This window comes from Flaviramulus basaltis (assembly GCF_900114265.1).
GTDB lineage: Bacteria > Bacteroidota > Bacteroidia > Flavobacteriales > Flavobacteriaceae > Flaviramulus > Flaviramulus basaltis.
Window position 1 is genome coordinate 978,736 of sequence record NZ_FPKV01000002.1, and the last position, 13,502, is coordinate 992,237.

The window sequence follows — 13,502 nt, forward strand, 5'->3', positions numbered from 1 at the left end:
GTAATATTTTTTTGAGCGTAGAATAGCCTTTAATTCACAAAAAAATAATCTAGAATTATGAGTGTTTAATCTTTATCAAATCTATAGGAAAATATTTTATCTGAATTTATACAGTAACTTTATTCCTATATTATATTACCTCAGATTTTAAGATTAAAAAAAATGCTAAAAATTCATAATTTGTTATTAAAATATTTCATTTTGGTAAATAAATAGGGTTAATATTCAATTTATGATGATTTGAATATTTTATTATAAATATTTGATAAACAATTATTTAAAAAGCTAAAACAAATACTAATTCTAGCAAATTGTAATTCAACGAATTTATTTGCTATGTAAAGACATATATACATATATTATTATTTTCCGCATTATTTTCATACTTTATTTATTAAAACATTTTCATATTTCTCTCTAAATTGAATATAATGTTTTAATTAATTAATAGCATTCAATATATTTTATCAAAAAAACGTCTAGTTAAGGGATACCCAGACATTTTATAAAATAAATCTAGTTTTTATTCTTCATTTATCTCAATGGATTATAAAAATTTATAATGATGCTATTATGAAATACTTACACCACAAAAGGTCTTTTAAATTATTTATTTATTTATTTTTTATTTTTTATACAGCATTAAATTATGCTCAAACTTTCATCTCGAGTAATTTAAATTTTAATGGTGTTGGCTCCATTAATCAGGCTACATCTTTAATGTATGGTCCAGATGGTCGATTATATGTTGCAGAGTATAAAGGACTAATCAAGATTTTTACAATAGAACGTATTGAGGACGAAACTGGAAAGGGAAAATACGTTGTAACTGCAATGGAAACTCTTACTAGCATTCAAAATATCCAAAATCATAATGATGATGGTTCTATTGATAGTAGTACATTTAGAGAAACAGTAGGACTTACAGTTACGGGAACAGCTTTAAATCCTGTTATTTATGTTACTTCATCAGATTACCGTATTGGTGGACCTGGTCCAGAAGGAGATAAAGGCTTGGATACAAATTCTGGGGTAATTACTAGACTCACTAAAAATGGTAATTCTTGGGATGCTGTAGATATTATTCGTGGTCTTCCCCGCTCAGAAGAAAATCATGCCACTAACGGTCTTGAATTTGTAAATATTCAAGGAACAGACTATTTAATAGTATGTTCTGGAGGAATTACAAATGGAGGTAGCCCTTCTTCTAGCTTTAATTATACTACAGAGTATGCATTATCTGCTGCGCTACTATCTATAAATTTAAATCTATTGGCAAGTATACCAATAGAAATTAAAAATGGGCGTAAAGTTATATATGATATACCTACTTTGGATGATCCTACCAGAGATAATATAGATAATATATACGATCCTAATGATGAGTATTATACAGGAATCGACGTTAATGATCCATTTGGGGGCAATGATGGATTAAATCAGGCAAAAATTGTTACTGATGGCCCAGTGCAGATATTTTCTCCTGGGTATCGTAATTCCTATGATTTAGTAGTTACCGAAAGTGGTGCCGTTTATGCTACAGATAATGGAGCTAATGAAGGTTGGGGTGGACTTCCTAAAAATCAAGGTCTTTTCGATATTAATGGTGAGTCTCTGGCAAACAATGATTATGATTCTGCTGAGCCTGGAAGTTCTTCCCTAGATCCCCAGGGTGAAAAAATCAATAACATAGACCATTTACATTTAATTACAAACGATATTCAAAATTATTCTTTCGGTAGTTTTTATGGTGGTCATCCCAACCCTACTCGAGCAAACCCACAAGGTGCTGGATTATTTACAGCACCATCCACAGTTGGTACAGCGGGTGCAGTTTTTAGAACGAAAACTTATAACCCTAATTATAATCCTGAAATTGATCCTCCAGGTTTAAATTATGACTTAACTTCCAATGCAAGTATTGCCTTACCAGCCGATTGGCCTCCTGTACCATTAGACCAAGCAAATCCTGTTGAAGGCGATTGGAGAGCCCCTGGAATTGATGATAATGCAATAATAACTTGGCCAACCAATACAAATGGCATTGACGAATATACAGCCAGTAATTTTGGAGGTAGTATGAAAGGAAATTTATTAGCTGGAAGTAACTTAGGCCTATTAAGACGTCTAGAATTCAATCCAGAAGACGGCTATACATTAACGGAAGATTTTAGCGCTGGTTTAAGTGGGAATCTCTTAGGGGTTTCGTGTAACAGTGATTCCGATATATTTCCAGGAACTATTTGGATTGGTAATTTTAATCAGATTATTACTGTTTTAGAGCCTAATGATTTCATTAACTGCATACTCCCAGACGAATTCGATTATGATGCCAACGCAGATAATGACCATGATGGTTATAGTAATCAGGATGAAATAGATAACGAAACAGATTTATGTAATGGAGCTTCTCAACCAGCAGATTTTGATAAATCTAGTGGAGGTATTTTAACCTCTGACCTTAATGATACAGATGATGACGCCGACGGAATTTTAGATGTTGATGACCCGTTTCAATTAGGGAATCCTAATAAAGATGGTAGCGATGCTTTTATTTTACCTGTAGTAAATGAATTATTTTCAGACAACCCGTTGTTGGGTGGATATTTAGGATTAGGTATGACTGGTATGATGAATAATGGTGTGGATGCTAATGGAAATTGGCTAAATTGGCTAGACAGACGAGATGACTTAAATGATCCTAATCCTAACGATGTTTTAGGTGGAGCTCTTGGTGTTCTGAATATGCAAATGACATCTGGTACTGCATTAGCAGAACCTAATAATCAAGAAAAAGCCTTTCAATATGGAGTACAAGTAGACCAAAATACTGGTTTATTTACTGTTTCGGGATCAATATTTGATTTCAGTGGTTCCAAACAATTATATGGAACAGATACAGCTTCAAAGGCACCAAATAGCGAATTAGGTATTTTTATTGGAGATGGAACGCAAAGTAACTATATAAAATTCGTTGCTACACCACAAGGACTTCAGGTATTACAAGAAATTAATGATGTTCCACAGGCTCCTTTAAATTTATTACTAGATGTAAACAATCGTCCTAATAGCTCCATTCTTTTTAGTTTCGTTATAAACCCAGGGAATGGTGAAATAAATTTAGAGTACTCCTTCGATAATGGATCTGCACAAAGCTTTGCTACTATTATAGCTCAAGGCTCGATTTTAACAGCTATACAACAATCTACATTAGATTTAGCTGTTGGTCTTATTGGAACATCTAATGAAGATGGAGTTGAGGTTGATGGTAAATGGGAAGTTTTAAATGTAACTAAAGCAGCTTTAAATCCAATATCGGTAAATCCTTTGATGGATCAATCCAACCTAGAGAGTAACATCTTGAATGGAAGTTTGGGCGTGGAGGCTACTGGTGGTGATGGGAGTCTTTCATATACTGCTACGAATTTACCTCCTGGTATATCAATAAACAACTTAACCGGTGTGTTTAGTGGTACTATATCTTCCAACGCGGCAAATAATAGTCCTTACGATGTAACAATATACGTTGACGACAGTGATGGCGATACTGGTGATGTAGTCGCAATAAACTTTACTTGGATAATAACAAATGCAAATAGCCAATCTACAGTTCGTATAAATGCAGGCGGAGGTGTTTTAGTAGCAACAGATACAGGTGTAGATTGGGAAGCAAATGCATCGAGTGGAGCTATCACAGGTTCAGGTTATGCTGTTAACACTGGAAACATTTATAGCCATGGGACAATCAACATTACAAGAGACCCTTCTATTCCAGATTATATTGACAACCAAACATTCAATACTTTATTCACTACTGAAAGATCCGATTGGCAGAGTGCTCTACCAGAATTAGAGTTTACTTTTCCGTTAGATAATGCGGACTATCTCGTAAACCTGTACATGGGAAATATGTATGACGGTTCTGAAAATATTGGTGAAAGAATTTTCGATATTGCCATTGAGGGTTCTCCAGTGCAATCCAACCTTGACTTAGTTGCTCAATTTGGGCATCGAGTTGGTGGTATGCTTTCATTCCCTGTAACGCTAACAGATGGTGTCTTAAATATTGAATTTTTGCATGGAAGCATAGAAAATCCTTTAATAAATGCTATTGAAATTAGAACGCTGGTTCCAGAAAATGTAATTCTGGTGAATGCTATTGATGAACAAACAAATAATATTAATGATATCCTTGATGGTAGCTTAGTTGTCATAGCAAGTGGCGGAGACGGAAACCTGTCTTATACAGCTTCAGGATTGCCTCCAGGAGTAAGCATAGAATCTACCAATGGTCAAATAGGGGGTACCATATCTTCTAGTGCAGATACTGATACCCCATACAATGTAACAATTACCATAGATGATGAGGACAGTTTTTCCAACGATGCTATTACATTAAACTTTATATGGACAGTAATCAATCCTAACAATATAAACCCGATTAGTGTTGATTCTATTGCTAATCAATCAAATATTGCTGGTGATATATTAGACGGTAGTTTGGTTGTATCAGCCATTGGTGGAGACGGAGAACTTATCTATACAGCTGCAGGATTACCTCCAGGTCTAACCATTGACCCTATCGAGGGGTTTATTAGTGGAACCATAACTTCTAATGCAGATACTAATAGTCCATACAATGTAACGTTTACCATAGATGATGAGGATAGTTTTTCCGACGATGCTGTTGCTCTACGCTTTACATGGACAGTAATCAATCCTAATAATATAAATACGATTACTATTAATAATCCTATTACAGATCAATCAAATATTGCTGGTGATATATTAGATGGTAGTCTGGTAGCATCTGCCACTGGTGGAGACGGAGACCTATCTTATACAGCCACAGAATTACCTCCAGGCTTATCAATTAATCCTATCACAGGGGCTATTAGTGGAACCGTAATATCAGGTTCTGGACTAAGTAGTACTTACAACGTAATAATAACTGTAGACGATAGCGATGTCTATAGTGGTGATGTGGTCTTGCTAGACTTTACTTGGGTAATAACAAATGATATCCCTACAAATAGCCAATCTACAGTTCGTATAAATACAGGTGGAGGTGTTTTAGTAGCAACAGATACAGGTGTAGATTGGGAAGCAAATGCATCGAGTGGAGCTATCACAGGTTCAGGTTATGCTGTTAACACTGGTACTATTTATGACCATAATTTAACCAATATTACAAGACACTCTTCTATTCCAGATTATATTGACAACCAAACATTCAATACTTTATTCACTACTGAAAGATCCGATTTACAGAGTGCTCCAGAATTAGAGTTTACTTTTCCGTTAGATAATGCGGACTATCTTGTAAATCTGTACATGGGAAATATGTATGACGGTTCTGAAAATATTGGTGAAAGAATTTTCGATATTGCCATTGAGGGTTCTCCAGTGCAATCCAACCTTGACTTAGTTGCTCAATTTGGGCATCGAGTTGGTGGTATGCTTTCATTCCCTGTAACGCTAACAGATGGTGTCTTAAATATTGAATTTTTGCATGGAAGCATAGAAAATCCTTTAATAAATGCTATTGAAATTAGAACGCTGGTTCCAGAAAATGTAATTCTGGTGAATGCTATTGATGAACAAACAAATAATATTAATGATATACTTGATGGTAGCTTAGTTGTCATAGCAAGTGGCGGAGACGGAAACCTGTCTTATACAGCTTCAGGATTGCCTCTAGGAGTAAGCATAGAATCTACCAATGGTCAAATAGGGGGTACCATATCTTCTAGTGCAGATACTGATACCCCATACAATGTAACAATTACCATAGATGATGAGGACAGTTTTTCCAACGATGCTATTACATTAAACTTTATATGGACAGTAATCAATCCTAACAATATAAACCCGATTAGTGTTGATTCTATTGCTAATCAATCAAATATTGCTGGTGATATATTAGACGGTAGTTTGGTTGTATCAGCCACTGGTGGAGACGGAGAACTTATCTATACAGCTGCAGGATTACCTCCAGGTCTAACCATTGACCCTATCGAGGGGTTTATTAGTGGAACCATAATATCAGGTTCTGGACTAAGTAATACTTACAACGTAATAATAACTGTTGACGATAGTGATGCCTATAGTGATGATATAGTATCACTAAGCTTTACTTGGAATGTGATTAATATTAACAATGCTGTTTGGAATGATAAAAATGAAAATGAAAACTATACGGCTCGCCATGAATGCTCCTTTGTTCAAGCAGGAGATAAGTTTTATTTGATGGGAGGGCGTGAAAATGCTCAAACCTTAGACGTTTATGATTATGAAAGTGATAGTTGGACAGCATTGGTTGATTCTGCTCCGGTAGAGTTTAATCATTATCAAGCTACAGAGTACCAAGGACTCATTTGGGTAATAGGAGCTTTTAAAACAAATACTTTCCCAATTGAAGCGCCAGCAGATTTTATATGGTCATTTAACCCTGCTACAAAAAAATGGATACAAGGGCCCGCAATACCAGATGGTAGAAAAAGAGGGTCTGCTGGTTTAGTAATTTATAAAGATAAATTCTATGTTTTAGCAGGAAATACTATTGGTCATAACGGTGGCTATGTAAATTGGTTTGATATGTTCGACCCTGCGACTGGAACTTGGACAGTATTGGATTCTGCCATTGGTGACCCTGCTCCAAAAGCTAGGGATCACTTCCATGCAATGGTAATTGGTGATAAACTATATGCTGCAGGTGGACGTTTGTCTGGAAATGCAGGCGGTTATTTTAAGCCTCTAATACCAGAAGTAGATGTATATGATTTTACTTCAGGAACATGGAGCACTCTTTCTGAAAACATACCGACCCCGCGAGCAGCTCCAGCAGTGGCTAATTTCAACGGTAAGTTAATAGTTATAGGAGGTGAAGTTGAAGAAGAATATGTTTATGGCTATCTTACTTCAAATGCCTTAAAGATTACTGAAGAATATGACCCTATCACAGGAACATGGAACAGATTGCCTGATATGAATTTTAACCGTCATGGAACCCAGGCAATTGTATCTGGAAATGGTGTTTATGTAATTGCAGGTTCTCCAAATAAAGGAGGTGGTAATCAAAAAAAATTAGAGTATTATGGAGTAGACTCCCCTGTGGGTAATCCCAGTGTTAATAGTATTATTTCAGCACCTAGTGAAGTTCCAGTTACAACCGATGGTAATAGTTTTGGATTAGATGTTACAGGAGGTAATATTGGAATACCAATACGCTCAATGAATATAACAGGTATCAAAGCCTCAGATTTTCAAATTAGTTTAGGGTTAATAGAGATTGGTTTAATCAAGGCTAATTCTACCCATAATATTAGTGTATTATATACAGGCACAACAGATAACGCTTCCGCAGATTTAGTGATAAATTATGGTTATAATAGTGTCTTAACAATAACTCTCAAATCCGATATAGGATCAACACCCGTTACCGGATTAAACTTGACACCTAGTGACGTTGATATTGAAGTAGGTGCAACTTTACAGCTACTAGCAACTGTTGTTCCTTCCAATGCAGATGACACTTCCATTATTTGGAGTTCAAGTGATAATACCATAGCTTCTGTTGACGATAACGGATTGATAACTGCTTTAAATCAAGGTCAAACAACCATTACCGCTGAAACGGTAGAAGGAAACTTTATTGATACTTCAAGTATTCAAGTACTAGAAAATAATCCACCAAATATTACAAATCCATTAACACAAAATAATATAGAAGGAGACGTAGTATCTTTACAAATAGTAGCGACTGACGAGAGCAATAATCTTAGCTATAGTGCTACTGGACTACCTCCATTGTTGGAAATTGATCCGAATACAGGATTAATAACTGGCACTGTTTTATCAGGAAATAATATTGGCCCATTTATAGAGGAAAATGGCTTAGTTATAATTGAAGCCGAGTCTGGTAATTTAGTTCCAACTTGGAGCGAGACCAATGCAGGAGGAGCAAATGGAATTATTGCTGGTTCTGACGATTTATACAATCAGAGTGGAGGCACCATACCATATCAAATAGTTATTTCAAACCCTGGAGTTTATCGTTTTAATTGGAGAAATCTCTATAGTGGCAGTAGCTCTACAGATGAAAATGATACGTGGCTTAAATTTGGTAACCATAGTGGTATATGGTTCTTTGGTTCCAAGGGTAACACAACAGAAACATTAATAAGCACTCTTCAAGGAAGTCAGACTAACATTGTTTTCCCTAAAGGAAGTCAAAGAATATCTGCTCAGACAACACCTGAAGGACCTGGTAGTAATGGATTTTTTAAGGTTTATAGATCTGGTGGAGCTTCAGAGGTATATGATTGGCAAGCTAGAGTCGATGATGGTAGTTTTCATGATGTTTATGTATGGTTCGAAAACCCTGGCACGTATACCATGGAAATTTCGGAGCGTTCCAAAGGGCACGCCATTGATAAAATAGCACTATACAAAGTTGATGGTCTATCCTATTCTAATAATCAACTTACCGCTGCAACTGAATCACAAAGAGGGTTTGTAGCAGGAGCATTGGAGGGTAGTCCATATAATGTTGAGGTAACTGTAATGGATGACACTGTCGCTCAAGCTTCTTCATCTGTTCAATTTGATTGGAATATAAATGGTAATTCTCCACCAATTGCGGTTGCAACAGTATCATCCTTAGTTGGTGATGCACCTTTACAGGTAGGTTTCACTAGTAGTAATTCTACAGATGATATAGAGATAATTACTTATAACTGGGATTTTGGGGATGGCACTACTAATTCATCCGAAATCAATCCATATCATACTTATACTAACCCTGGAATCTATAATGCAATTCTTACTGTAACAGATAGTGGTAACTTACAAGATTCTGAAACTATAACAATAACTGTAAATGGTACACTTCAGAGCGGCGTAATAAGCCTCACCTTGGTAGATGCCGACCTAGATGTCGACTTATTTAATTTAGAGAACAACCATCAAATTAATATAGCCATTACTCAGGGCAAGTTACTAAACTTTAGAGCAAACACAAACCCCGCTATGGTTGGTAGTGTAAAGCTTAATTTATCGGGACCTGTAAACGAATCCAGAACAGAAAATGGTGCGCCTTATGCTTTATTTGGTGATAACGGTGGAGGAAATTATCTTGGAAATCAACTCCCACTTGGTAATTATACTATAAGCGCAACAGCATATAGCGGTTCAGGACTTACTGGTAACATTCTTGGCTCATTAACAATACCGTTCTCTATTACAGATCTGGTTATCACCTATTACACCATTAATTCAAGTGCAGGCACTGGAGGCAGTATTAGCCCTAATGGATTAACATCGATTGGACAAGGAACTAACCAGCTATACAATATTGTAGCAAATGCAGGATTTGCCATATCCGATGTTCTAGTAGATGGTAACTCACAAGGTACTTTAAGTAATTTTACATTTTCCGATGTTACAGATAATCATACCATTAGTGCTAGTTTTACTCCAATACCGACCTTTGATATTGTTTCAAGTGCTAGTACAGGAGGTAGTATTAGCCCAGATGGAATAACATCCATTGAGGAAGGGTCGAACCAGTTATACAACATTGTTGCGAATACAGGTTATGTTATATTAGATGTTATTGTAGATGATGAACCGCAAGGCGCTTTAAGCACTTTTACATTTTATGATGTTACAAATAATCATACCATTAGTGCTAGTTTTACTGAGGTATCAACCTATGAGATTGTTTCAAGTGCAGGTACTGGAGGTGATATTAGCCCTTTAGGAGCCACATTGGTATCAGAAGGTGCTAGCCAGTCATACAATATTGTGGCTGATGCAGGATTTACTATATCAGATGTTCTAGTGGATGGTAACTCACAAGGTACTTTAAATACTTTTACATTTTCCGATGTTAATGAAACACATACCATCAGTGCCTCTTTTGAAGAACAAGATGGAATTATAACTTTCACTCTAATCGATGCTATTTCAGATACAGATCTTTATGGACTAGTGGATGGAACACAAATTGCCAACAACTCTAGCGCTCTGTATAACATTAGAGCCTACACTAACCTCCCTGTTGGAAGTATAGGCTTTAGTTTAACGGGGCCTGTAAAGAAAAACCAAACAGAAAGTGTTGCACCTTATGCTCTCTTTGGTGACAATGGTAATGGAGATTATTATGGAAACAAACTCCCTTTAGGTAATTATTCTTTGAGCGCAACAGCATATAGTGGTTCTGGACTTGCTGGTAACATCCTTGAAACCTCGACTATTCAATTTTCTGTTATAGTACCTGCAAATTTGGCTAAAAATACTGTATTGAATAAAGGAAACCTTCAAAATAATGAAACGCTAAGTACAGACAATTTGAGTCCCGAAGATTTTGACATTATTTTATTTCCGAATCCCGCATCCACTAATATATATATAAGAATATCAGATTCTAATTTAGTATTATCACATATTGATATGTATGATATTAGTGGTCGATTAGTAAAAAAATATAATGCTTCACAATTAAAATCAGATAAAGGCCAATATAAGCTTGATGTTTCTGGCTTTAATGATGGTTTCTATTTTATTAATTTAAAATTCAACAATACTACTATATTAATTTACAAGCTCATAATTAAAAAATAATCTTATGAGCAAGAATTAATAAAAAATTATAACTTTTTGGGATCAATTTTATAAAAGATATATGAAAAAACACCTTTATAAATTCACTATTTTTAAAAGTTTACTAAATATTTATTATTTGGTAAATTCTTTTATAGTTTTAAGTTTAGGTTCAAATGGACTAAGTACAACTTCATCAGTAATTTATTAAGAGTCGTAACATGGAATAATGGTTATAAATGATAAAATGTGGCTTATAGATAATTTTCTTTATACAATTTACACTAAATAGCGAAGATGGCAGAAATTAGTCAACATTTTTCAATAATCTCTTGAGAAGTAAAACAAAAACCAAAAGTGCCTTTTAAATTACTATTGGTTTTTATTGTTTGTTAGCATACTTTTATAAAACACAAAGATGAAGGTGTGAAATTTATACTAGCATCATATTTTAAACTTCTCAGCATAATAATTCTACTTTTGAGTAAATGTAAACATCAAAATGAAAAATCTTCAATTTCCGCATCTTAGATAAGCATAAAATTCACTTACCTAGTTATTAATTTTGGAGTTTTTTAATTAGTAATGTACGACTAAACTTATGTGAATCAACGATATTTTAAATAACAATCCTCCTTGCGACAAATCTAATCTAAACTTTACCCAACAACACTTTCATTTTTTTTACCTTATAAATTCAAATAAACTAGGTTCTTTTTCCTTAAGTTTTATAATTGCCAATTTTGCAACTTCTGTTGCTCCTATTCTTGAAAGATGTGTGTCATCATGTTTACCTTCTGGGTAAAAAGAATTTTCTTTTGGTTCAAAATGAAGATGTAATTTTTTTGAACCTTCAACACCATACTCTATCTCTAGCTGTTCTGTTAAAAATTGGAGGTCTATAAAAGGGATGTTATACTCTTGAGCTACTAATCTAACTTCTAAAGGATATTCGCCGTGTGTATCAACTAATGTTCCTTTTTCATTAAAATTTCTTCTTACAATTGATGAAAATAAAATAGGAATCGCTCCTTTTTCTCTTGTTTCTAAAACAAACTTAATTAAGTTATGTCGATAGGCCGTATGTGGATTTGTATAACGTTTTGGATCTTTTATTTTTTGGTCATTATGTCCAAATTGGATAAAAACATAATCATCTTTTTTTAATGTTTTTAATATTGAGTCCCAACGACCTTCATTTATAAAACTTCTTGTACTTCTTCCGTTTACAGCTCTGTTATCAATAATTACATTATCATTAAAAAATTGAGGTAGAACTTGTCCCCAACCATGTTCTGGGTTTTTATCAGGATTCTTTTTGTTAGACATTGTAGAATCACCTATAGTATAAATTGTAGTTTGCTGAGAACTACAACTAAAACTAATTGATAGTATTAATAATAAAATCCACTTTATTTTCATTCACTTTAATTTTTCAAACACTATGCCTATTTACATTTTCAACCTATGACCATTTATTTATTTTTGGAACTAAGTCGGTAAGTTCTGAAATCTTAATTGGTTTCCCAGAGTCAATACTTTTTCGTGCTGCAATTCCAATTAAAACAGCTAGTGAACCATCTCTTACATCTGCTGCATGATTAAGTCCTAACTTTAAATTTTCACCTCTAAAAATATCATCAAACATGAGTTTATCGCCTCCCCAATGCCCAGATCTCACATACGGAAACTCAATTCTTTTAAAATCTTCAAAATTGCGCTGAGAAACAATTTCATGGTATTTATGTTCCATTTTTGTATGCGACGTATTATCCATTTCCTTTTGATGCAGTTTTGACTGATCTTCAGGTTTTGAATCTCTCCAAGGAATACCTTCTTGGGTTTCTAACCGCCCTTCTTTTCCATTAAATGCAAAGCGGAAACCTTCAAACGGAGAATAAGTTGTTAAAGAATAAGTAACCTCAACATTATTTGCATATTTAACTAATACAGACATTTTATCGAAAATATCAATTTCTTCCCTATACAAACAGTTATCTCTAGTGTAATCATCGTACTTTTCATTTGCTACATACATATCCATGTAGCGTTCATTCTTTGTTATATCATAATAGAAATCGCACTCTTTTGTATGATTACAAGACCTACAATTTTCGCCTCTAAAAGCATTATTTTTTCCATATTTTTCAAGAGCGCCATTAGCATATACTTCAACGGGATCTGAGCCAATAATCCAATTTAGTAAATCAAAATGATGAGCAGATTTGTGCAATAATAGTGTTCCCGATTTATCTCTTAAACCATGCCACCGTCTAAAATAATCGGCTCCGTGATAGGTGTTTAAATACCAATTTAAATCTACCGAAACTAAATCTCCAATTTCTTTGGATTCTATAATTTCTTTAAGTTTTGTAAAAACTTTACCATAGCGATAATTAAATGCCATTATTAATTTGCCTTTCGATTTTCGTTGTGCATCAATTATACTTTGGCATTTGTGCTCATCTGTTGTCATGGGTTTTTCGGTTAGCACATCTATATTTTTATTTAACCCTTTAATAATAAATTCGTCGTGAGTAGAATCTACCGTTGTAACCATTAATAAATCTATATCTATAGAATTAATCATTTCATCAAAATCTGTAAATGTTGGACAGTCTAAACCTATATTTTTTTTAGAATATGCGAGTCTGCCTTCATTAATGTCGCACAAACCAACAAACTCAATAACATCGCCATATTCTTCTTTTAAAAATTGACCATAAAATGAATTTCCTCGGCTTCCAGTCCCAACTAAAGCTACTTTTCTTTTTTTAGTTGAATCATTCAAAATACTAGCAAATGCAGGAGAAACAAACATAGAACCAGCAAGAGCAACTCCAGTGGTTTTCACAAAGCCTCTTCGAGTTATTTCATTGTTTTTTGAGTTCATAATA

General features: G+C 34.4%; 3 protein-coding genes. 1 reads left to right on the plus strand and 2 read right to left on the minus strand.

Going from position 1 to position 13,502, the window contains the following annotated elements; translation table 11 throughout:
- The first annotated feature begins 573 nt into the window (after positions 1-573).
- Positions 574-10,626: a putative Ig domain-containing protein gene (locus BT151_RS11055; RefSeq protein WP_072402118.1), complete on the plus strand. Its 10,053-nt coding sequence runs from the start codon at positions 574-576 to the stop codon at positions 10,624-10,626.
- Between the two features lie 663 nt (positions 10,627-11,289).
- Here the strand turns inward: BT151_RS11055 and BT151_RS11060 are convergent.
- Positions 11,290-12,027: a rhamnogalacturonan acetylesterase gene (locus BT151_RS11060; protein WP_072402120.1), complete on the minus strand. Its 738-nt coding sequence runs from the start codon at positions 12,025-12,027 to the stop codon at positions 11,290-11,292.
- Positions 12,028-12,070: 43 nt separating this feature from the next.
- Positions 12,071-13,498, minus strand: coding sequence for a Gfo/Idh/MocA family oxidoreductase (locus BT151_RS11065; RefSeq protein WP_072402122.1), 1,428 nt, complete (start codon positions 13,496-13,498; stop codon positions 12,071-12,073).
- Positions 13,499-13,502 lie beyond the last annotated feature (4 nt).